Below are 21371 nucleotides of genomic sequence, written 5' to 3' on the forward strand. Positions count from 1 at the left end.
TGAATCTAGAGGCTTTCAGGCCTGCTCAGAGGCGCTCTGTGGACGGATCGCGGTAGGCAGGCTGACCACCTTGCCCTGGCGCTGGATCGGTGCTGGTCGACGCAGCGCGCGGAGCATCTCGTTGGCCTGGGCCAGCTGGGTTTCCAGTTGCGCGGTATAGCTGGCCAGCTGCTGGCCGCGCTGGCGCGCCTGCTGGGTCTCCTGGGCCAGGGCCTTGAGCCGCAGCATGTGGGTTTCCAGCAACTGCTTGTGCTCCAGGGTGTGCTGCATCAGCGGCATCAGCGCGTCGCTGGCCCATTGTTCGGCGTCGTTGCGCAGGCGCTGGTGCAGGCCGATGACCTCCTGCACCAGGGTGGCGAAGAAGCGTCGGGTCAGGCTGCGCTGTTCGGTGAGCAGAGTCTTCAGGTGCAGGCGGAACTGGTCGGCCTTCTCGCGCAGTTGCTTGAGCTCGCGCAGGTAGCGCTGACTGTTGAACTGCGGTGCATCCACGCCGTGCAGCGGGTTCTCTTCGTTGTGCCGGCGGTAGATGGCGGCGACCATCTTGTTGGCCATCTCGGCTTCCTGGGCCAGATTGCTCAGGTCGTGGCCGACACTGCGGAAGAACTGCACGATGGCCTGATTGATGCCCAGGGTGGTCCAGCTTCCGGCCAGGCCCTGGCGTACTTGAGCCAGGTGCTGCTCCAGGCGTTCCGGGCGCACTGCCGCACGCAGCAACTCGCCCTGGCGGCGCAGCAGGCGCTGGTTGGTCTTCAGTCCGAGCAGGCGCTTGTGGTGCTGGCTGTGGTCTTCCTTGGTCTTGGCGGTCAGCTCGAACAGCAGTTGGCCATTGTCGTGCTGGTGCGTGGTGAGCAGGTGCTGCTGCTCGCGCACTTTTTCCAGGCGCAGGCTGAGTACGTGCTGGCTGTTGTTGAGCAGGGCCAGTACCTGATTGACCACGCGGTCTTCGAGCAGGCGTTCCTTCTGCGCGACGATGCGCTCGCACAGCAGGTTTTCCAGATTGGCCAGTTGGCTGCGGTTGAGCAGAGCATCGTCCTGGCGCACCTTGGCAATCAGGGCCTGCTTGGCTGACAGCGGCAGCACGCTGGCGGCAGGAATGCCGAGCTGCTTGGCCGTGGTGTTCTGTATCAGACCGATGGCTTTCTGCACGTACTCCTCGCCGGCCAGGTCGTCCCACAGCACGTCGATCTTGTTGAGTACGGCAAACAGGCTGGCCTGGGTGTCTTCGTCGAGCTGGCGGATATGCTCCTGCCAGATCGCCATGTCGCTGGCCGTGACGCCGGTGTCGGCAGACAGCAGGAAGATGATCGCCTGGGCGCTGGGCAGCATCGACAGGGTCAGCTCCGGCTCGCTGCCCAGGGCGTTGAGGCCCGGGGTGTCGAGAATGCGCAGGCCCTGGCGCAGCAGCGGGTGGTCAAAGTTGACCATGGCGTGGCGCCAGGCCGGTACCAGCACCTGTCCCGGCTTGCCGGTGGCTTCCAGCATTTCCGGCAGGAAGCCGAGCTGGATCGCCTGTTCAACCGCCATCGGTTTGGTTTTCGCGACCTGGGCGAAGGCCAGCGCCATATTGTTCGGGTCGCTGGGATCCAGCGGAATGTTCACCCAATGCCGGGGAATACGCTTGAACTGTGCCACGCTGGCGTCGGTCATGCGGGTTTCGATGGGCAGCAGGCGGATATAGGAGCGTTCCGAGCGGGGGTCGAAGAACAGCTCGGTCGGACACATGGTGGTCCGCCCGGCCTGGGACGGCAGCATGCGTTGTCCGTACTCGGAGAAGAACAGGCTGTTGATCAGCTCGGTCTTGCCGCGAGAAAACTCGCCGACGAAGGCCAGGGTGATGTGGTCGGTGCGCAGCAGTTTGAGGGCGCGCTCCAGGCGCGCCTCCATGGCGTCCGAGCCGAGGCGGTTGTGCGCCAGCCAGCTGCGGTAGCGCGTAATCTCGCGCATCAACTCGCGCTTCCAGCCGACGTAGGCATCAACCTGCTGACTGAGACGTTCCATGCTCATCCTGGCGCTCCTCTGGGTGGTGCATCCTGCTTGGGCGGGGTTTCTGGCAGGGCTCTGCAATATACCCGGAGCTTTGCCGAAGATGACTGCATTATGCGGAGGCATGGGCAGGCGTCAATTGCGCTGGTTCACAACTCCTGCCCGGTGGCTGATCAAGGCGACCGAGCGGTCAGTCCTGGCAGGGGTGGCAGCTGGCGTGGCGCCTGGATGCGCACGCGCTTCAGTCGGTCAGGTCGCCGCTTTCCAGGCGAACCTGGCTCTTGGCGACACCGAACGCCTTGCCAATGAACGCCAGCAGTTGGGCGTTGGCCTTGCCTTCCAGCGGTGGCGCGGTCAGGCGAATCTTCAGCCGTCCGCCGTGCAGCCCGGCGAACTCGTCCTGGCTCGCGTTGGGCTGCAGGTGGCAGTCGAGCAGCAGGTCTTCGCCGTCCCAGCGGAACCAGCTCACATCAGCAGGCCGAGTACCGCCGGCATGTGGCTCATGGCCGCCAGGTTCTTCACCACCAGCATGTCGAGCAGGTTGATGGCGATAAAGGCGAAGATCGGCGAGATATCCAGGCCGCCGAGGCTCGGCAGTATCTTGCGGATGGGCGTCAGCAGCGGCTCGCAGATCTGGTTGACCAGCTGTGCGCCAGGGTTGTAGCTGCCCGGTGCGACCCAGGACAGGATGACGCTTATGATCAGTGCGAAGAAGAAAATCTTGAGGAACAGCGAGGTCACCCCGATCACCGCCCAGACCAGCAGTTGCAGCGGGTTGCCGGTGGTGCCGTAGGCCAACAGCAGGGTCAGGCCCATGATCGCCAGCTGCACCAGGATGGCCAGCAGCAACGAAGCCAGGTCCAGACCGCCGAAGCCGGGGATGATCCGGCGCAGCGGTTTGAGCAGCGGCTGGGTGGCCTTGACGGCGAACTGGCTGAGCGGGTTGTAGAAGTCGGCACGTACCAGTTGCAGGACGAAACGCAGCAGAACAATCAGCAGGTACAGGCTGCCGAGGGTCTGCAGGACGTAGATGGCGGCGGTGTTCAGTCCGTTCATGAGGGTTCCTTATTGGCCCAGTTGTTCGGCGAGTTCGGCGGAGCGTTTGGCGGCGGCATCCAGCGCCTGTTGCACCAGGGTTTCGAAGCCGCCGGCCTGGAAGCTCTTGATCGCCGCTTCGGTGGTGCCGTTGGGCGAGGTGACGCGGCGGCGCAGCTCGGTGGCATCGACAGCGCTCTCGGTGGCCATGCGTGCGGCGCCCAGGGCGGTCTGCAGCGTCAGCTGGGCGGCGGTCGCGCGGGGCAGACCGAGTTGCTCGCCGGCGGCGGTCATCGCCTCGATCAACAGGAAGAAGTAGGCCGGGCCGCTGCCGGAAACGGCGGTGACGGCATCGATCAGTTGCTCCTTATCCAGCCACAGGGCCAGGCCGACGGCGCTCAGCAGCTGTTCGGCCTGCTGGCGCTGTGCGGCAGAGACTTTCGCGTTGGCATACAGGCCGCTCACGCCCTGGCGCAGCAGGGCCGGCGTGTTGGGCATGCAGCGCACGATGGCCAGGTCGCCGAGCCAGGCGCTCAGGCTGGCGCAGGTGATGCCGGCGGCGATGGAGACGATCAGTTGTTGTGGCTGCAGGCTGGGCGCCAGGGCCTGGCATACCCCCTTGAGCACCTGCGGCTTGGTCGCCAGCACCACCACGTCGGCGCCGCTCACGGCGTCGGCGTTGTTCTCGAAGACTTCGATGCCGTATTCGCTGGCAACCTTGGCGCGCTGTTCGGCGCCTGGTTCGCTGGCGCGGATATGGCTGGCCGGAATGCCCTGGGCCAACAGGCCGCCGATCAGGCTGGTGGCCATGTTGCCGGCGCCGATGAAGGCGATGCGCGGGTGGCTCATGATTCGCTTCCTTTATTAGCTGAATAGTCGCGCGCACCAAACAGCGCCGATCCGATGCGCACCCAGGTAGCGCCTTCGGCCACGGCGGCCTCCAGATCCTGGCTCATGCCCATCGACAGGCAGTCGAGGTCCATCCCCAGTCCATCGCGCAATTCACGCAGTTGCGCCAATGGCACACGCTGGGCGACGGGATCTTCAGTTGGCTCGGGGATGGTCATCAATCCACGTAGTTTCAGGTGCGGCAGTTGTGTCACGGCGCGTGCCAGCGCCGGTAGTTCCTCGGGCGTGCAGCCAGACTTGCTGGTCTCGCCGCTGACATTGACCTGCAGGCAGATATTCAGCGGTGGTAGGTGCGCGGGGCGTTGTTCGGACAGGCGCTGGGCGATCTTCAGGCGATCCACCGAGTGGACCCAGTCGAAGTGTTCGGCCAGCGACCTGGTCTTGTTCGATTGAATGGGGCCGATGAAGTGCCAGATCAAGTCCAGGTCGCTCAACTCGGCCTGCTTGCCGAGGGCTTCCTGCAGGTAGTTTTCACCGAAGTCGCGCTGGCCGCTGGCGAACGCTTCGCGAATGGCGGCGGCAGGTTTGGTCTTGCTCACGGCGAGCAGGCCGATTGCCGCCGAATCGCGCTGCGAGGCTTGCGCCGCCTCACGGATACGCGCGCGAACCTTTGCAATATTCTCTGCTATCGTGGACATTACTTGCGCTCTTAAGCCCGCCCATCAGGGGTCTGCGGCATTCTACCTGCTTGCATGTGATTGGGGAGTCCCATGGATATTACCGAGCTGCTCGCCTTCAGCGCCAAGCAAGGCGCGTCGGACCTGCACCTCTCGGCGGGTCTGCCGCCGATGATTCGTGTCGATGGTGATGTACGGCGGATCAACCTGCCGCCGATGGACCACAAACAGGTCCACGCGCTGATCTACGACATCATGAACGACAAGCAGCGCAAGGATTACGAGGAGTTCCTGGAAACCGACTTCTCCTTCGAGGTCCCTGGCGTGGCGCGTTTCCGGGTCAACGCCTTCAACCAGAATCGCGGCGCCGGCGCCGTGTTCCGGACGATTCCTTCCAAGGTCCTGAGCATGGAAGACCTCGGTATGGGCGAGGTGTTCAAGAAGATCACCGACGTACCGCGCGGTCTGGTGCTGGTGACCGGCCCGACCGGTTCGGGCAAGTCGACCACCCTGGCGGCCATGCTCGACTACCTGAACAACAACAAATACCACCACATCCTCACCATCGAAGACCCGATCGAGTTCGTTCACGAGTCGAAGAAGTGCCTGGTCAACCAGCGTGAGGTGCATCGCGATACCCACGGCTTCTCCGAAGCCCTGCGCTCGGCCCTGCGGGAAGACCCGGACATCATTCTGGTGGGTGAGATGCGTGACCTGGAGACCATCCGCCTGGCGCTGACCGCCGCGGAAACCGGTCACCTGGTATTTGGCACTCTGCACACCACCTCCGCGGCCAAGACCATCGACCGGGTGGTCGACGTGTTCCCGGCCGAGGAGAAGTCCATGGTTCGTTCCATGCTCTCCGAATCCCTGCAGGCGGTGATCTCGCAGACGCTGATGAAGAAAATCGGCGGTGGGCGGGTGGCGGCCCACGAGATCATGATCGGTACCCCGGCGATCCGTAACCTGATCCGTGAGGACAAGGTGGCGCAGATGTACTCGGCAATTCAGACCGGTGGTTCGCTGGGCATGCAGACCCTCGACAGCTGCCTGAAGAATCTGCTGAGCAAGGGCCTGATCAGCCGCGAAAGTGCGCGCGAAAAAGCCAAGACGCCGGAAAACTTCTAATAACGAGGCCGTCATCGAGGCGGCCATGCACGAGCAATACGGGCGGGATAGATGGAATTCGAAAAGCTGTTGCGGCTGATGGTGGAAAAGGGTGGTTCTGACCTGTTCATCACGGCGGGTGTGCCGCCGTCGATGAAAGTTAACGGCAAGATCATGCCGGTGACCAAGAACCCCATGTCGCCGGAGCAGACTCGCGAGACCGTGCACTCGGTGATGAACGAGCAGCAGCGCCGCGAGTTCACCGAGAATCACGAGTGTAACTTCGCCATCAGCGCCCGCGGCGTCGGTCGCTTCCGTGTCAGCGCTTTCTATCAGCGCAACCTGGCCGGCATGGTGCTGCGCCGCATCGAGACCAATATCCCGACCCTCGATGATCTCAAGCTGCCCGAGGTGCTGAAGAAGCTGGCACTGACCAAGCGCGGCCTGGTGCTGTTCGTCGGTGCTACCGGTACCGGTAAGTCCACCTCGCTGGCGGCGATGATCGGATACCGCAACAAGAACACCAGTGGCCACATCATCTCCATCGAAGACCCGATCGAGTACATCCACCAGCACCAGAACTGCATCGTCACCCAGCGTGAAGTCGGCATCGACACCGAGTCCTTCGAGGTGGCGCTGAAGAACACCCTGCGCCAGGCGCCGGATGTGATCCTGATCGGTGAGATCCGTACCCGCGAGACCATGGACTACGCCGTGGCTTTCGCCGAAACCGGCCACCTGGCACTGGCCACCCTGCACGCCAACAACGCCAACCAGGCGCTGGACCGCATCATCAACTTCTTCCCGCCGGACCGGCACAACCAGGTGTGGATGGACCTGTCGCTCAACCTCAAAGCCATCGTCGCGCAGCAGTTGGTGCCGACCCCGGATGGCAAGGGGCGTCGGGCGGTGATCGAGGTGCTGATCAACACCCCGCTGGCTGCCGACCTGATCCGCAAGGGCGAAATTCACGAGCTCAAGGGCCTGATGAAACGCTCGACCGAACTGGGCATGCAGACCTTCGACCAGGCTCTCTACAATCTCTACACCCAGGGTGAGATCACCTACGAGGACGCCCTGCTGTATGCCGACTCGGCCAACGACCTGCGCCTGATGATCAAGCTGGGGTCGGAAACCGACGGCGAGCACCTGACCAGCATGAGTCAGGGCCTCAGCTTGGAAGTCAGCGAGGAAGATCCGGGGCGGCGCTTCCGCTAGTCCCGGCGTCCTCCGCGCGCGGGCGAATGATCTTGCCGGCGCGCAGGCCAACGGCCAGTGCCTGTCCGTGGCGCTGTTCTCCGCTGCGGGCGCGCTGCATCAACTGCGGTATGAGCGGCCCTTCCGGCAGGTTCTTCCAGAAACGCACCGGCAGATTGTTCTCCAGTACGCCACGATTCAGGCGCGACGGGTTGAAGGTGCTTTCGTAGTAGGTCAGCCACAGCTGCTGACCTTCGTCGTCGGGCATCTGGGCCCATTGCCGCCATTGCAGTGGGCAGCGTTGTTCGTGTCGCAGGCGCTGGCCATCCCAGTACACGCCATCGCGTGGCGTGGCGATCAGCCAGCTGTGCGCGCCCATGCGCTCGGCAAAGTGCATGCTGGCACTGAGCAGGATGTCGTGGGCCGGCTCATGCCAGGCAACGAAGTTAGGGCTGCTCTCGGCGGAACAGGGCTGGAAACGCAAGAAGGCATGTAGGTGATGCGCCTCGCGGCGCACGGCTTTGAGCCGTCTGTGCAGTTCACTGCCGTCCGGATCGCCGGCCAGCATGGCGTTCCGTTCGCCCTGGCAGACGCGCCACAGCACCCGGTACAGCAGGCTCCAGCGCTCCGCGCAGCGATAGCGAGCGGCCTGCTCCAGCAACTCCAGCAACTGACGCGGCACCTTGACCGGCGCGCTGGCTGCTGTCGGCTCTGTGGGGACGTGGGCACGAGCGAACAGATCGTCGTCCGCGTCCTGTTCGCACCAGGTGATTGCCTGCGGCGCGACGTGCTGTGCCAACAACTCGCGCGCGACCTGGCGCCAGCCACTGAAACTGCCGTCGAAGTGGGCGGCGTGCATTACCAGAGCGCCATCTGTGCCGGCGCCTCGCTCAGTTGCAGGCGCAGGTTGTGCGACTCACTTTCCTGCAGCGGCGGCCGGTAATCCTGGGTAACGATAAAGGGCCGGGCCTTGTCCAGGGCGCAGCGCAGGCGGGTGACATCCTCGTAGCGAATGCGCTTGTGTCGGCGCAGCGCGACCAGGCGCTTGGCGCTGAGCACGCCGATGCCGGGCACGCGCGCGATCAGGGCGGGTTCGGCGCGGTTGAGGTCGACGGGAAAATGCTCGCGATGATTCAGCGCCCAGGCCAGCTTGGGGTCTATGTCGAGCGCCAGGTTGCCGGGGCCACTGAGCAGTTCGCCGGCCGTGAAGCCGTAGCCGCGCAGGAGGAAGTCGGCCTGGTACAGGCGGTGCTCGCGCAGCAGCGGCGGCGCCTCGAACGGCACGCTCTTGGGACTATGCGGAATCGGGCTGAACGCCGAGTAGTAGACCCGGCGCAAGCGGTAGGCGCCATACAGCGACTGCGCCGTGTGCAGGATGGTGCTGTCGTCGGTGGCGTCGGCGCCGACGATCATCTGTGTGCTTTGCCCCGCCGGGGCGAAGCGCGGGGCGAGCTTTTCCACGCGGGCTTCGCTCTCGCCCAGGTGGATCGAATGCATGGCCTGCTTGATGGTGCCTACCTGCTTCTCCGGCGCCAGGCGGATCAGGCTGCTCTCGGTGGGCAGTTCGATGTTGACGCTGAGGCGGTCGGCGTAGCGACCGGCCTCGGCGATCAGGAGTGGGTCGGCGTCGGGAATGGTCTTGAGATGGATGTAGCCGCGAAACTGGTGTTCCTCGCGCAGCAGCTTGGCCACGCGCACCAGCTGCTCCATGGTGTAGTCGGCGGAACGGATGATGCCGGAGCTGAGGAACAGGCCGCTGATGCAGTTGCGCCGGTAGAAATCGAGCGTCAGGGTGACGACTTCCTCGGGGGTGAAGCGTGCGCGTGGCACGTCGCTGGAGCGGCGGTTGACACAGTACTGGCAGTCGTACAGGCAGAAGTTGGTCAGCAGAATCTTCAGCAGCGCCACGCAGCGCCCGTCCGGCGTGAAACTGTGGCAGATGCCCATGCCGTTGGTCGCCCCCAGTCCGCTCTTGCCCTTGGAGCTGCGTTTGGGGGCGCCGCTGCTGGCGCAGGACACGTCGTACTTGGCGGCATCGGCGAGAATGGTGAGCTTGTCGATCAGCTGCATGGCGTTGCTCGTATACTGTTTTTATATACAGTATTTGAGTGGTGGCAAGGCGGCAAGGCAGAAGTTGTAACGCAAAGGCTTTCGCCCGCGAGGGCAACCTTGCGTAGAGTGCGCGGTCAGTACAGTGACATTAATCGCAGGAGGCAGGCATGCAGCGACAGGACACACACAGCAAGGTTATTGGCTATCTGCTCTGGATCTTTGGTTTCCTCGGCGCCCACCGTTTCTACTACGGCAAGCCGGTGACCGGGACTATCTGGTTCTTCACCCTGGGGTTGTTCTTCATCGGCTGGATCATCGACCTGTTCCTGATCCCGGCGATGGATCGTGAGGCGGACCTGCGTTTCACCGCGGGCGATACTGATTACAACGTGGCCTGGATTCTGCTCACCTTCCTCGGTGTATTCGGCGTGCACCGCATGTACCAGGGCAAGTGGATCACCGGGATCATCTACCTGTTCACCGGCGGGCTGTTCCTGATTGGCGTGCTGTATGACTTCTGGACGCTGAATACCCAGATTTCGATCAAGAACGCTTCCCGCGCCTGATCTGTGCCCACAAAAAAGCCCGCCGACTGGCGGGCTAATGAGATGGTCACCCCCACACCCTGCGAGGGCTACGCTCTCGCAGGGTGTTTTATTTCGGAGGCCATCATCATGAGCAGCGTCGCACTGGTTGGTATCGATCTCGGCAAGCACAGCTTTCATTTGCATGGGCAGGACAATGTCGGTCGAGAAGTCTTGCGCAGGAAAGCGACACGCCAGCAGATGATGCGATTGTTGGGCAACTTGCCGAGGTGCACAGTGGCGATGGAAGCTTGTGCGGGATCACACTTTCTGGCTCGGCAACTGGTAGCGTTCGGGCATGAAGTGAAGCTGATTTCGCCGCAGTTCGTGCGGCCTTTCGTTAAGGGCAACAAGAACGACTTCATCGATGCCGAGGCGATCTGTGAAGCCGCCTCCCGGCCTACCATGCGCTTCGTGACACCGAAGACCGAAGCCCAGCAAACCTTGTCGGTTTTGCACCGGATGCGCGAGTCCCTGGTGCGTGACCGGACGAAGACGGCGAACCAGGCCCATGGGTTCCTGTTGGAATTCGGTATCAGCCTGCCCAAGGGGTTGTCGCTGGTCAGGCGGCTGCCGAGCACGTTAAACGAGCACGAGTTGCCACCGCGCCTGGTCGGGCTGCTGAGTCGCTTGCATGAGCACTTCTGCTACCTGGACGAGCAGATCAAATCGCTGGACAAGGAAATGACCGGCCAGCTTGCCGAGGACGACCTGGGCAGCCGCCTGCTGAGCATCCCCTGTGTGGGGCCGATCACGGCCAGCCTACTGTGCGCCGAGATGGGCGATGGCAAACAGTATGGCGGCAGTCGTGATTTCGCGGCATCGGTGGGTCTGGTGCCACGCCAATACAGCACGGGAGGCCGGGCCAATCTGCTGGGAATCAGCAAGCGCGGCGACAAGAACTTGCGCCGGCTACTGGTGCAGTGCGCCAGGGTCTATCTGCAACGTCTTCAGTTCCAGCAGGGCGCTTTGGCCGACTGGGTTCGCTCGCTGCGTGAGCGGCGGCACTCGAATGTGGTGGTATGCGCCCTGGCCAACAAGTTCGCCCGCATCGCCTGGGCTATCGCAGCCAATCACTCGCAATTCAAAGCGGGGCCAGGCGCTGCTGTCGCCTGACCCCGCCATTACAGCTGTACTACGAAACACCCTTTCAGGCGATTTTTGCGATGTTGAACAACCGATGACATGAACGGCCCACCGGCCTGGCGAAGAACCTGACATAAAAATCGGCTTTAGAAGCCGTCGGGCTTTTCAGGATCGCCAGGCGCGACTCTCATCGTGGCGCGGGGCATGCCCCAGATAGACGCCGGATAGATTTAAGCAAGCCAAACAGCCATCGTTGATCAGTATTGCAAAAATGGGGGTGACCATAGATTTTTTGTGGCTGGGCTTCAGGCCTGATAGCTGATGCGCCCATCCACCAGGGTGTAGCGCACCTGGCCGGGCAGGCAGTGGCCGATGAAGGGGCAGTTGCTGCCTTTCGAGCGCCAGCTCTCGCCGGCCAGGGTCTGGCCTTCGCCGTCGAACAGGGTGATGTCGGCCGGGGCGCCGATGGCCAGGCGCCCGGCGGGCAGGCGCAGGGCCTTGGCCGGGCCGCTGGTCAGGCGTGCCAGCAGCGTCGGCAGGTCGAGCAGGCCGTCCTGCACCAGGGTCAGGGCCAGCGGCAGCAACAGTTCGACACTGCTAATGCCCGGCTCGGTGGCGCCGAAGGGGGCCAGCTTGGCGTCGGCCTCGTGTGGCTGGTGGTGGCTGGCGATGGCGCCGATCACGCCGCTCTTCACCGCCTCGCGCAGGCCGTCGCGGTCGAAGGCGGTGCGCAGCGGCGGCTGCACGTGATACAGACTGGAGAAGCCGAGCAGCGACTCGTCGGTGAGGATCAGCTGATACATGGCCACATCGGCGCTGACCGGCAGGCCGCGCGCCTGGGCCTGGGCGATCATCTCGGCGCCGCGGGCGCTGGTCAGCTGGCTGAAATGGGCGCGTACGCCGCTTTGTTCGACCAGCAACAGGGCACGGGCCAGGGCCACGGTTTCGGCGGTTTCCGGGATGCCGGCCAGGCCGAGGAAACTGGCGGTGGGGCCTTCATGGGCCAACCCGCCTTCGGCCAGTTCGGCGTCCTGGGCGTGGAACACCAGGGTCAGATCGAAGGTGGCGGCATACTCCATGGCGCGGCGCAGGTTGCGGTTGTTGGCGAACGGCGCCAGGCCGTTGCCGAAGGCCACGCAGCCGACGTCACGCAGGGCGACCAGTTCTGCAAGTTGCTCGCCGGCCAGGCCTTTGGTCAGGGCGCCGATGGGGAAGACCTTGGTGTGCCCGGCTTCCTGGGCGCGGTCGAGGATCAGCTCGGCCACCGCCGAGGTGTCCAGCACCGGCTTGGTCAGCGGCGGGCAGCACAGGCTGGTGACCCCCCCGGCCGCGGCGGCCAGGGTTTCGCTGGCGATGCTGCCCTTGCGGCTGTAACCCGGCTCGCGCAGGGCGACGGACAGGTCGACCAGGCCGGGGGTGGCGATCAGGCCGCGGGCGTCGATCTCGCGGTCGGCGTTGAAGCCGGCTGGGGGCTGGTCGAAAGCGGCCAGCTTGCCGCCGTCCAGGTAGAGGTCGCGAACCTGATCCAGACCGCTGGCGGGATCGATGACTCGGGCTCCGAGGATACGGGTGCGCATCAGTTCTGCTCCTCGGCATCGAGTTGACGCTGGGTGGTCTGGCCGCTCATGGCCATGGACAGCACGGCCATGCGGATGGCGATGCCGTAGGTGACCTGGTTGAGAATTACCGAGCGCTCGCCGTCGGCCACCGCCGACTCGATTTCCACGCCGCGGTTGATCGGCCCCGGGTGCATGACAATGGCGTCCGGTTTGGCCAGCTTGAGGCGCTGTTCGGTGAGGCCGTAGAGGCGGTAGAACTCACCCTCGCTGGGCAGTAGGCCGCCCTGCATGCGCTCGCGCTGCAGGCGCAGCATGATCACCACGTCAACGTCCCGGAGGCCTTCGGTCAGGTCATGATGGACGCTGACGCCGTACTGCTCGATGCCGATCGGCAGCAGGGTCTTCGGGCCGATGACGCGGATATCCGGGCAGCCCAGGGCTTTGAGCGCCAGCATGTTGGAGCGCGCCACCCGCGAATGCAGGATGTCACCGACGATGGCCACCGAGAGGTTCTCGAAGCTGCCCTTGTGGCGGCGGATGGTGAGCATGTCGAGCATGCCCTGGGTCGGGTGCGCGTGACGGCCGTCGCCGCCGTTGATGATCGCCAGGTTGGGGCACACGTGCTCGGCGATGAAGTGCGCGGCGCCCGAGTCGGCGTGGCGCACGACGAAGATGTCGGCGGCCATGGCTTCCAGATTGCGCAGGGTGTCGAACAGGGTCTCGCCCTTGCTGGTCGAGCTGGTCGACACGTTGAGGCTGATCACATCGGCCGACAGGCGCTGGGCGGCCAGTTCGAAGGTGGTGCGGGTGCGCGTGGAGTTTTCGAAGAACACGTTGCACACGGTCTTGCCACGCAGCAGCGGGACTTTCTTCACGGCGCGGGCGCCGACTTCGAGGAAGGAGTCGGCGGTGTCGAGGATTTCCGTCAGCAGCTCGCGGGGCAGGCCGTCGAGCGAGAGGAAGTGGCGCAGCTGGCCTTGGTCATTCAGCTGCAGCGAGCGCGAGGCGGCGGTAGGCATGGTGGCAGGCCTTAGGAAGCGGTAAGGGTTTGCAGCTCGAGGGCGAGCGGCGCAGGGCCGGACAATTTTACCCGCTCGTGGGGCGCCAGGGCGAGGCTGGCGCCGAGGACGTCGGCGTGGATCGGCAGCTCGCGGGCGTCCAGGTCGAGCAGGCAGACCAGGGTCACGCTGGCCGGGCGGCCGTAGTCGAACAGTTCGTTGAGCGCGGCGCGAATGGTGCGCCCGCTCATCAGTACGTCGTCGATCAGCACCAGGTGCTGGCCTTCGATCTCGAACGGCAGGGCCGAGGGGCGAACCTGCGGGTGCAGGCCGCTCTGGGTGAAGTCGTCACGGTAGAACGACACATCCAGCGTGCCCAGTGGTTGGTCCAGGCCGAGTTCGTTGAGCAACGCTTCAGCGACCCATATACCGCCGGTGCGAATGCCGATGAAGTGCGCCTGGGTGATGCCGCGGCGTGCCAGCAGGCTGCGCAGGTCGGCGGCCATGCGTGGCAGCAGCTGTTGGGGGGCGGGCAGGGTCATGGCGTTCCTCGCAATGGATTTACAGTTTCTGTTCCAGCCAGCCTTCCAGCAGCAAGGCAGCAGCCAGGGCATCCACCGGGCGCTCGCGGTAGCCACCGCGCTGGCCCTGGCTCAGGCGCTGGCCCTTGGCTTCGAAGGTGGTCAGGCGTTCGTCATGGGTGTGCACTGGCAGGTTGTAGCGGCCGTTGAGGCGGCGGGCGAATTTTTCGGCGCGCTCGCTCATCTCGCTCTTCGTGCCGTCCATGTTCAGTGGCAGGCCGACGACGATGGCATCCGGCTGCCACTCCTTGATCAGGGCTTCGACCTTGCTCCAGTCCGGTACGCCGTTCTGCGCCTTGAGCACACAGAGCTCGCGGGCCTGGCCGGTGATGGCCTGGCCGACGGCGACGCCGATCTGTTTGGTGCCGTAGTCGAAGCCCAGCAACAGGCGTGGTGAGCTGCTCATGCGTGGCCAGCCTGGGCGCTGAGCAGGCTGAGGTTGATGCCCAGGGATGCGGCGGCAGCGGCGAGGCGCTGGTCGAAGGGGGTGCTGAAGAGGATTTCGCTGTCGGCCGGGCAGGTCAGCCAGGCGTTGTCAGTCAGTTCCTGTTCCAGCTGGCCGGCCTCCCAGCCGGCGTAGCCGAGGGTGATCAGATGCTGGCTGGGGCCCTGGCCGTCGGCGATGGCAAATAGCACATCCTGGGACGTGGAGAGGGCGAGCTCGCCCAGTTCCAGGGTTGCCTGATAGGTATGCCCGGTCGGGTGCAGGACGAAGCCACGGTCGGTCTGCACCGGGCCGCCAGAGAATATCGGTAGGCTCTGGCACAGGGCGGGCGGTGTTTCGTCTGGACGCAGTTGCTCCATCACGTCGGCCAGGTTGAGGCCGCTGGGGCGGTTGATCACCAGGCCCATGGCGCCTTGCTCGTTGTGTTCGACCAGGTAGGTGACGGTTTGCGCGAAGTGCGGATCGGCCATGTGTGGCATGGCGATCAGGAAGTGGTGCTTGAGGTAGCTGGTGGCAGTTTTCATGGGCGTTAGTTTCCGCCCAGCTGACGCCAGCTTCAAGCGCCAAGCAGGGCTCAGTTGCTGGACAATCGGTCGCCGCGCTCGAAGCGCCAGGTGCGGATGATCTCCAGGCGGTCGATATCGGCCAGGTCGCCGGTGAAGGGCGCGAAGGGGGCGGCCAGGCGCACGATGCGCAGGGCGGCCTGATCCAGCACCTGCTGGCCGGAGGATTCGAGGATCTGCACCTCGTAGATGGTGCCGTCACGGTTGATCGACACCAGCAGGCGCAGATTGCCGTAGACCCGCTGGCGGCGAGCTTCTTCCGGGTAGTTGAGGTTGCCAACGCGCTCGACCTTCTTGCGCCAGTCGTCCTTGTACCAGGCGCCCTTGTCACGCATGGTCGAGGCGGCGTTCAGGCGCAGGATCTTCGGGCGCTTGGCGTATTGCTGTTGCTCCTGGGCCAGCTGCGCTTCCAGGCTGGCGATCTCCATAGACAGCTGCGAGCTGTCGAACACCGGTGCTGGCCGAGCATCCGGCTCGGGCTGTTTCTCTTCGCGTTTGGTCGGGGTTTTCTGCGGTTGCGGACTGCGCGTGGCCAGCGCGGCCTTGGGCGCTTCCTGGGGCTTGCTCGGTGCGGGCGCGGCGGCGGGGGTGACCTTGTTGACCTGGGTGTCGTGGAAGGGCGCTTGCTCGGTGGTTTTGGGGGCGGCTTTTTCTTCCAGACTGCCGCTGCCCTGTTGGTTGTCCTGGGCGAGGAAGTCGGCCTCCTTGGGCTTCTCCTCGCTCTTGAAGGTGGACAGGGTGATCTCCAGGGTCTTGCTGATCTCGCTGGGCTTGGCCAGGGTGAAGCTGACGCCGAGAATCAGCGCCAGGTGCAGCAGGGTGGCTATCAGCAGGGTGAAGCCCAGGCGATCCGCGGGGCGGACACCTGAGTGGGCAAGTTCGGCGGGAATCGTGGTGGCAGCGTTCATCGGACGGTGGCTGGCTTCAGAGTGTCGCGCAGTCTGCCGGCTCAGGGCGGCGACTCGCAAGCCGCAAGCGCCAAGCTGCCACCTGGATCAAGCTTTGCGTGCCTGCAGCTTGGTTTCGATGGCGTCCATCAGGCGTTCGCCGATGCGGGTGTCGTAGGCCTTGTCGATCTCGCGAATGCAGGTCGGGCTGGTGACGTTGATCTCGGTGAGGTAGTCGCCGATCACGTCCAGACCGACGAACAGCAGGCCTTTCTCGCGCAGGGTCGGGCCTACGGCGGCGGCGATCTCGCGATCCCGCGCGGTCAGTGGGCGCGCTTCGCCGCGGCCGCCTGCGGCCAGGTTGCCGCGGGTCTCGCCCTGGGCGGGGATGCGTGCCAGGCAGTAGGGCACGGGCTCACCGTCGATCATCAGGATGCGTTTGTCGCCATCGACGATGGCTGGCAGATAGCCCTGGGCCATGATTTGCTGGGTGCCATGGGCGGTGAGGGTTTCCAGGATCACCGACAAGTTGGGGTCGCCGGCGCGGTGACGAAAGATCGAGGCGCCGCCCATGCCATCCAGGGGTTTGAGAATGATGTCACGCTGCGTTTCGGCGAACTCGCGCAGAATGTCCGGCCTGCGGCTGACCAGGGTCGGTGGCATGCATTGGGGAAATTGGGTGGCGAACAGCTTTTCGTTGCAGTCCCGCAGGCTTTGCGGGCGATTGACGATCAGCGTGCCGGCACGCTCGGCCTGCTCCAGCAGGTAGGTGGTGTAGACGAACTCCATGTCGAAGGGCGGGTCCTTGCGCATCAGGATTACGTCCAGCTCGCTTAGCGGGTTGTCCTGTTCGTCATCCAGCTCGAACCAGCGCTGCGGATCCGCGAATACGCTCAGCGGGCGCATGCGGGCACGCGCCTCGCCAGTCGTTTGGTAAAGGTCTTTTTGCTCCATGTAGAAGAGTGACCAGCCGCGGGCTTGTGCGGCGAGAAGCATGGCCAGCGAACTGTCCTTCTTGAAGTTGATCTGGGCGATGGGATCCATGACGATCCCCAGGCGAATGCTCATGAGCGGAACCTGCTGGCAGCGAGTCGGAGAGGGCACAAGGGTGGCGTTGAGGGCCGGTCCGGTCAAGAAAAACCCCGAGTATTAGGGGCTTATAGATTGCATCTGTAGAGTGTGCTAAAAAGTCCGGACGATCGGGGCGCAGCCCGTCAGTGTTACGGCCTCAGCCACACTGTGATGTAGATAAAAAATAATTACCGAGGCGATGGTAGGGCAGACATGGAACAGCATTCCGAAGGGTTGAGAGTCATGGTGATCGACGATTCGAAGACGATTCGCCGCACCGCCGAGACTCTGCTGAAGAAGGTGGGCTGCGAGGTCATCACCGCGGTAGATGGTTTCGATGCATTGGCCAAGATTGCCGATACCCATCCGAGCATTATTTTCGTTGACATCATGATGCCGCGTCTCGACGGCTATCAGACCTGCGCTCTGATCAAGAACAACAGTGCTTTCAAATCCACGCCGGTGATCATGCTGTCTTCCAAGGACGGTTTGTTCGATAAGGCTAAGGGGCGCATCGTCGGTTCCGACCAGTACCTGACCAAGCCATTCAGCAAGGAAGAGCTGCTCGGTGCCATCAAGGCGCATGTGCCCCAATTCGTCCCAGTGGAGCAAGCCTCCTGATTTCCGGCCACAAGCCGGTGACGCCTATTCCTAACGGGGAACCTCATGGCTCGTATTCTGATTGTTGATGACTCGCCTACCGAGATGTACAAACTGACCGCCATGCTTGAGAAGCATGGTCATCAGGTGCTTAAGGCAGAAAATGGCGGCGACGGTGTTGCCTTGGCGCGTCAGGAGAAGCCTGATGCAGTATTGATGGATATCGTCATGCCGGGCCTCAATGGCTTCCAGGCCACGCGTCAGCTGACCAAGGATGCCGAAACCAGTCATATCCCGGTGATCATCGTCACCACCAAGGATCAGGAAACCGATAAGGTCTGGGGTAAGCGTCAGGGCGCGCGCGACTACCTGACCAAGCCGGTGGATGAAGATACCCTGATGAAAACCCTCAATGCGGTACTGGCCGGCTGATACGCCGCGTCAGTCCGTAGCCACATAAGAAGAACAGACCAAGGCCGGCATGTCGGACGCTCAATCTCCTTTCCAGCTTCTTGTCGCTCTCGATCAGCGCTGTCGTACGCTGGCGGCCGGTTTGCCGTCGCAGCAACAGGCAGTGCAGACCTGGAGCGGCATCGGCTTTCGCATGGGCGATCGCTACTTTGTGGCTCCCATGGGGGAGGTGGGTGAAGTGCTGCATGAGCCGCGTTACACCCTGCTGCCAGGCGTCAAGAATTGGGTCAAGGGCGTGGCCAACGTGCGCGGCCGGCTGTTGCCAGTGATGGATCTGTGTGGCTTCTTCGGCAGTGAGTTGTCACCGCTGCGTAAACAGCGCCGAGTGCTTGTGGTCGATCACAACGAGGTCTTCGCTGGCCTGACGGTCGACGAAGTCTTTGGTATGCAGCACTTTCCGGTGGATGCGTTTGCCGAGCAGCTGCCGCCGCTGGAAGCGGCGATTCAGCCGTTCATTCATGGGGTTTTCCAGCGTGAGCGTCCCTGGCTGGTATTCAGCCCGCATGCGTTGGCGCAGCACCAGGGCTTTCTTGACGTGGCGGTATAAACAGTTTTTCGGTTGGGTCGGCAGTTGTCGGCCCTTTGGCGTTATATGGGAACCGTAGTGCGGTAGGTCCAGGCGGGGGCCAAAAAATGAAAAAAATCGATGCAGGCAATCTCTTGGCAGGTGTGCGCAGTAACACGCTGATCGCCGGACTCTTCGTGGTCCTGATCATTTCCATTGTGTTGTTGTTCGCCAACTTCGCCTACCTCAACACCCAATCCGGCTACGACAAGGAATACATCAGTCACGCGGGTGAATTGCGCGTACTGTCCCAGCGTATTGCAAAGAACGCTACGGAAGCGGCAACCGGTAAGGCCGAAGCCTTCCCGCTGCTCAAGGAAGCGCGTCGCGACTTCGAGGAGCGCTGGGGTTTCCTGACTTCCGGTAACGAGGCCAGCGGCCTGCCGGCTGCACCCGAGTCGGTCAAGCCGCAGATGGATGAGGTGCAGAAGGACTGGGATATCCTGCGTCAGAACGCCGACGCCATTCTGGCCAGCGAGCAGACCGTTCTGTCGCTGCACCAGGTTGCGGCCACCCTGGCCGAAACCATTCCGCAGCTGCAGGTCGAGTACGAGGAAGTGGTCGACATCCTGCTGCAGAGCGGTGCGCCGGCCGCCCAGGTGTCCGTGGCCCAGCGCCAGTCGCTGCTGGCCGAACGTATCCTCGGCTCGGTGAACAAGGTGCTGGCCGGTGACGATGACTCGGTACAGGCCGCCGACATGTTCGGTCGTGATGCCAGCCTGTTCGGTCGCGTACTCAAGGCGATGATCGAAGGCAATACCGCCATGGAAATCACGGCGGTGACCGACGTGGATGCCCTGGAGCGTCTGGCTGAAATTTCCGAGCTGTTCCAGTTCGTATCCGGTTCGGTGGACGAGATTCTCGAAACTTCGCCTGAGCTGTTCCAGGTGCGTGAGTCCGCCAACACCATCTTTACCGGCTCGCAGACCCTGCTGGACAAGTCCTCCGGCCTGGCTTCCGAGTTCGAGAACCTGGCCGACGGCCGTTACTTCAATACTCTGGCCGGTTATGTGCTGGGTGCCATCGCTCTGGCGGCGATCATCCTCATCGGCCTGGTAATGGTGCGCGAGACCAACCGCCGTCTGGCCTCTACCGCCGAGAAGAACGAGCGTAACCAGTCGGCGATTCTGCGACTGCTCGACGAAATCGCCGACCTCGCGGACGGTGACCTGACGGTAGCGGCGACGGTAACCGAGGACTTCACCGGCGCCATCGCGGACTCCATCAACTACTCCATCGACCAGCTGCGTGACCTGGTAGCGACCATTAACTCGACCGCCGTCCAGGTATCGGCCGCTGCCCAGGAAACCCAGGCCACGGCGATGCACCTGGCCGAAGCGTCCGAGCACCAGGCCCAGGAAATCGCCGGTGCCTCCGCGGCGATCAACGAAATGGCCGTGTCGATTGACCAGGTATCGGCGAACGCCGCGGAATCCTCCGCGGTAGCGGAACGTTCCGTAGCTATCGCCAACAAGGGCAACGAAGTCGTACATAACACCATCACCGGCATGGATAACATCCGTGAGCAGATCCAGGACACCTCGAAGCGGATCAAGCGTCTCGGTGAGTCGTCCCAGGAGATCGGTGACATCGTTAGCCTGATTAACGACATTGCCGACCAGACCAACATCCTCGCACTGAACGCCGCGATCCAGGCCTCCATGGCCGGTGACGCCGGTCGAGGCTTCGCCGTGGTAGCGGACGAAGTACAGCGCCTCGCAGAACGCTCCTCCGCTGCAACCAAGCAGATCGAGGCGCTGGTTAAGACCATTCAGACCGACACCAACGAAGCGGTAATCTCCATGGAACAAACCACCTCCGAGGTGGTGCGTGGTGCCCGTCTGGCGCAGGACGCCGGTGTGGCCCTGGAGGAGATCGAGAAGGTATCCAAGACCCTCGCGGCCCTGATCCAGAACATCTCCAACGCCGCCCGTCAGCAGGCCTCCTCGGCCGGCCATATCTCCAACACCATGAACGTGATTCAGGAGATCACCTCGCAGACCTCCGCAGGTACCACCGCTACCGCTAAGAGCATCGGTAACCTGGCCAAGATGGCCAGCGAGATGCGTCGTTCGGTATCCGGCTTCACCCTGCCGGAAGGCCAGGCCTGATCAACGGAGGTGCGGTGTCCTGAGAAGGGCACCGCCCAGGGCACTCGCGCATGAACGAGGGGCATGGCATGCAGCCAAGCGGCGCTTGGGCGTTGAAACCCCTGGCCGAGATGTCGCCGACGGAGTTCCGTGATTGGCAGGCACTGTTGGAAGAGCGTACCGGCGTAGTGATCAATGAACAGCGCCGGGCGTTTCTGCAGACCAATCTGAGCGCGCGCATGCGCGAACTGGATGTGGCCGACTACGCCAGCTACTACCGCCAGGTGACTGACGGTCCACGTGGTGCCGTGGAGTGGTCGACCCTGCTGGATCGGCTGACCGTTCAGGAAACGCGCTTCTTCCGTCATCGCCCATCGTTTGATGTTCTGCAGCGTTATCTGCGTGCGCGCCTGGTCACGGACGAACAGGCCCAGTCCCTGGCACTTTGGAGCGTGGGTTGCTCCAGCGGTGAAGAGCCGTACTCGATGGCCATCTGCGCTGCCGAGGTGCTACGTGAACTGGAGAGCGCCCGCCAGTTTGGCGTGACCGGCACCGATATCAGCCTCAGCGCGTTGAACAAGGCGCGTGAAGCGGTGTACGGGGCGCGCAAGCTGGAACAGATGGATACCGACCTGTGCGAGCGCTACTTCCTCGTCCGGGAGGATGGCCGGTGCCAAGTGGTGCCGGATTTGGCCGCACGAGTCTGCGTGGCCCGTTTGAATGTGCTGGAACTGGCCAAGGCGCCACAGTCCGGCATGGACGTAATTTTTTGCCAGAACCTGCTGATTTACTTTCGTCGCTGGCGTCGCCGCGAAATCCTCAATCGTCTGGCTGAACGCCTGGCGCCAGGAGGCTTGCTGGTGGTGGGTGTGGGGGAAGTGGTTGGCTGGCAGCACCCGGATTTGATGCCGGTGGCTGACGAGCGGGTTCTGGCGTTTACCCGCAAGGGCTAAGACAAGAATGACTGGAGT

22 protein-coding genes and 1 pseudogene are annotated in these 21371 nt (G+C 63.4%); 9 read left to right on the plus strand and 14 right to left on the minus strand.

Going from position 1 to position 21371, the window contains the following annotated elements:
- Positions 1–15: 15 nt before the first annotated feature.
- The 5 genes and pseudogenes from ACF8C6_RS05235 to ACF8C6_RS05255 all read right to left on the minus strand — a co-directional run bounded on the left by ACF8C6_RS05235 (position 16) and on the right by ACF8C6_RS05255 (position 4565).
- A complete protein-coding gene (locus ACF8C6_RS05235; protein ID WP_392498316.1) occupies positions 16–2004 on the minus strand; it encodes a dynamin family protein in 1989 nt (662 codons plus the stop codon).
- A gap of 152 nt (positions 2005–2156) precedes the next feature.
- Positions 2157–2452, minus strand: a pseudogene (locus ACF8C6_RS05240) (DUF167 family protein).
- The gene (locus ACF8C6_RS05245; RefSeq protein WP_277688188.1) at positions 2449–3039 is read right to left on the minus strand and encodes a YggT family protein; all 591 of its coding nucleotides are present in this window, start codon (positions 3037–3039) and stop codon (positions 2449–2451) included. The pseudogene ACF8C6_RS05240 and the gene ACF8C6_RS05245 overlap by 4 nt, the downstream one beginning before the upstream one ends.
- Positions 3040–3048: 9 nt before the next feature.
- On the minus strand, positions 3049–3867 hold the full coding sequence (gene proC, locus ACF8C6_RS05250; RefSeq protein WP_392498318.1) for a pyrroline-5-carboxylate reductase: 819 nt from the start codon (positions 3865–3867) through the stop codon (positions 3049–3051).
- Positions 3864–4565 (minus strand): YggS family pyridoxal phosphate-dependent enzyme, encoded by a 702-nt coding sequence (locus tag ACF8C6_RS05255; protein ID WP_392498319.1) that lies wholly within the window; start codon positions 4563–4565, stop codon positions 3864–3866. Before ACF8C6_RS05255 ends, proC begins: the two co-directional genes overlap by 4 nt.
- Before the next feature lie 72 nt (positions 4566–4637).
- Here ACF8C6_RS05255 and pilT point away from each other — a divergent pair, with 72 nt between their 5' ends.
- Both pilT and ACF8C6_RS05265 read left to right on the plus strand, forming a co-directional pair.
- Positions 4638–5672 carry a type IV pilus twitching motility protein PilT gene (pilT, locus tag ACF8C6_RS05260; RefSeq protein ID WP_277688191.1) on the plus strand — a complete coding sequence of 345 codons (1035 nt, stop codon included), beginning with the start codon at positions 4638–4640 and terminating at the stop codon, positions 5670–5672.
- Between the two features lie 51 nt (positions 5673–5723).
- Positions 5724–6869, plus strand: a complete 1146-nt coding sequence (locus tag ACF8C6_RS05265) for a PilT/PilU family type 4a pilus ATPase (protein ID WP_277688192.1) — start codon at positions 5724–5726, stop codon at positions 6867–6869.
- On the opposite strand, the gene ACF8C6_RS05270 is transcribed toward ACF8C6_RS05265, so the two are convergent.
- Both ACF8C6_RS05270 and ACF8C6_RS05275 read right to left on the minus strand, forming a co-directional pair.
- Positions 6835–7707: a TIGR03915 family putative DNA repair protein gene (locus ACF8C6_RS05270; RefSeq protein ID WP_392498320.1), complete on the minus strand. Its 873-nt coding sequence runs from the start codon at positions 7705–7707 to the stop codon at positions 6835–6837. The genes ACF8C6_RS05265 and ACF8C6_RS05270 overlap by 35 nt on opposite strands.
- Positions 7707–8918, minus strand: a complete 1212-nt coding sequence (locus tag ACF8C6_RS05275) for a putative DNA modification/repair radical SAM protein (RefSeq protein ID WP_392498321.1) — start codon at positions 8916–8918, stop codon at positions 7707–7709. Before ACF8C6_RS05275 ends, ACF8C6_RS05270 begins: the two co-directional genes overlap by 1 nt.
- A 149-nt stretch (positions 8919–9067) precedes the next feature.
- Here ACF8C6_RS05275 and ACF8C6_RS05280 point away from each other — a divergent pair, with 149 nt between their 5' ends.
- On the plus strand, positions 9068–9466 hold the full coding sequence (locus ACF8C6_RS05280) for an NINE protein (protein ID WP_392498323.1): 399 nt from the start codon (positions 9068–9070) through the stop codon (positions 9464–9466).
- A gap of 108 nt (positions 9467–9574) precedes the next feature.
- Positions 9575–10600: an IS110 family transposase gene (locus ACF8C6_RS05285; protein WP_392498324.1), complete on the plus strand. Its 1026-nt coding sequence runs from the start codon at positions 9575–9577 to the stop codon at positions 10598–10600.
- A gap of 275 nt (positions 10601–10875) precedes the next feature.
- On the opposite strand, the gene ACF8C6_RS05290 is transcribed toward ACF8C6_RS05285, so the two are convergent.
- The 7 genes from ACF8C6_RS05290 to gshB form a co-directional block, all read right to left on the minus strand.
- Positions 10876–12147: a dihydroorotase gene (locus ACF8C6_RS05290; RefSeq protein WP_392498325.1), complete on the minus strand. Its 1272-nt coding sequence runs from the start codon at positions 12145–12147 to the stop codon at positions 10876–10878.
- Positions 12147–13148, minus strand: a complete 1002-nt coding sequence (locus tag ACF8C6_RS05295) for an aspartate carbamoyltransferase catalytic subunit (RefSeq protein WP_392498326.1) — start codon at positions 13146–13148, stop codon at positions 12147–12149. Before ACF8C6_RS05295 ends, ACF8C6_RS05290 begins: the two co-directional genes overlap by 1 nt.
- A gap of 11 nt (positions 13149–13159) precedes the next feature.
- Positions 13160–13669 carry a bifunctional pyr operon transcriptional regulator/uracil phosphoribosyltransferase PyrR gene (pyrR, locus tag ACF8C6_RS05300; RefSeq protein WP_392498327.1) on the minus strand — a complete coding sequence of 170 codons (510 nt, stop codon included), beginning with the start codon at positions 13667–13669 and terminating at the stop codon, positions 13160–13162.
- A 19-nt stretch (positions 13670–13688) separates the two neighbouring features.
- Positions 13689–14114, minus strand: a complete 426-nt coding sequence (ruvX, locus tag ACF8C6_RS05305; protein ID WP_392498328.1) for a Holliday junction resolvase RuvX — start codon at positions 14112–14114, stop codon at positions 13689–13691.
- Positions 14111–14677 carry a YqgE/AlgH family protein gene (locus ACF8C6_RS05310; protein WP_392498329.1) on the minus strand — a complete coding sequence of 189 codons (567 nt, stop codon included), beginning with the start codon at positions 14675–14677 and terminating at the stop codon, positions 14111–14113. The genes ruvX and ACF8C6_RS05310 overlap by 4 nt, the downstream gene beginning before the upstream one ends.
- A 50-nt stretch (positions 14678–14727) precedes the next feature.
- Positions 14728–15624, minus strand: a complete 897-nt coding sequence (locus ACF8C6_RS05315; RefSeq protein WP_392498330.1) for an energy transducer TonB — start codon at positions 15622–15624, stop codon at positions 14728–14730.
- 87 nt (positions 15625–15711) lie between these two features.
- Positions 15712–16671, minus strand: coding sequence for a glutathione synthase (gene gshB / locus ACF8C6_RS05320; protein WP_341687936.1), 960 nt, complete (start codon positions 16669–16671; stop codon positions 15712–15714).
- A 216-nt stretch (positions 16672–16887) separates the two neighbouring features.
- Here gshB and pilG point away from each other — a divergent pair, with 216 nt between their 5' ends.
- From pilG to ACF8C6_RS05345, 5 genes are all read left to right on the plus strand, one after another.
- A complete protein-coding gene (gene pilG, locus ACF8C6_RS05325; RefSeq protein WP_277688203.1) occupies positions 16888–17295 on the plus strand; it encodes a twitching motility response regulator PilG in 408 nt (135 codons plus the stop codon).
- Between the two features lie 45 nt (positions 17296–17340).
- Positions 17341–17706: a twitching motility response regulator PilH gene (gene pilH, locus ACF8C6_RS05330; protein WP_277688204.1), complete on the plus strand. Its 366-nt coding sequence runs from the start codon at positions 17341–17343 to the stop codon at positions 17704–17706.
- A 49-nt stretch (positions 17707–17755) separates the two neighbouring features.
- Positions 17756–18292: a chemotaxis protein CheW gene (locus tag ACF8C6_RS05335; RefSeq protein ID WP_341687937.1), complete on the plus strand. Its 537-nt coding sequence runs from the start codon at positions 17756–17758 to the stop codon at positions 18290–18292.
- 86 nt (positions 18293–18378) lie between these two features.
- Complete coding sequence (locus tag ACF8C6_RS05340) at positions 18379–20421, plus strand: methyl-accepting chemotaxis protein (protein ID WP_392498331.1); 2043 nt, start codon at positions 18379–18381, stop codon at positions 20419–20421.
- 68 nt (positions 20422–20489) lie between these two features.
- On the plus strand, positions 20490–21353 hold the full coding sequence (locus ACF8C6_RS05345; protein WP_392498347.1) for a CheR family methyltransferase: 864 nt from the start codon (positions 20490–20492) through the stop codon (positions 21351–21353).
- Positions 21354–21371: the final 18 nt, after the last annotated feature.

This window comes from Pseudomonas sp. zbq_18, assembly GCF_043102245.1.
GTDB lineage: Bacteria > Pseudomonadota > Gammaproteobacteria > Pseudomonadales > Pseudomonadaceae > Aquipseudomonas.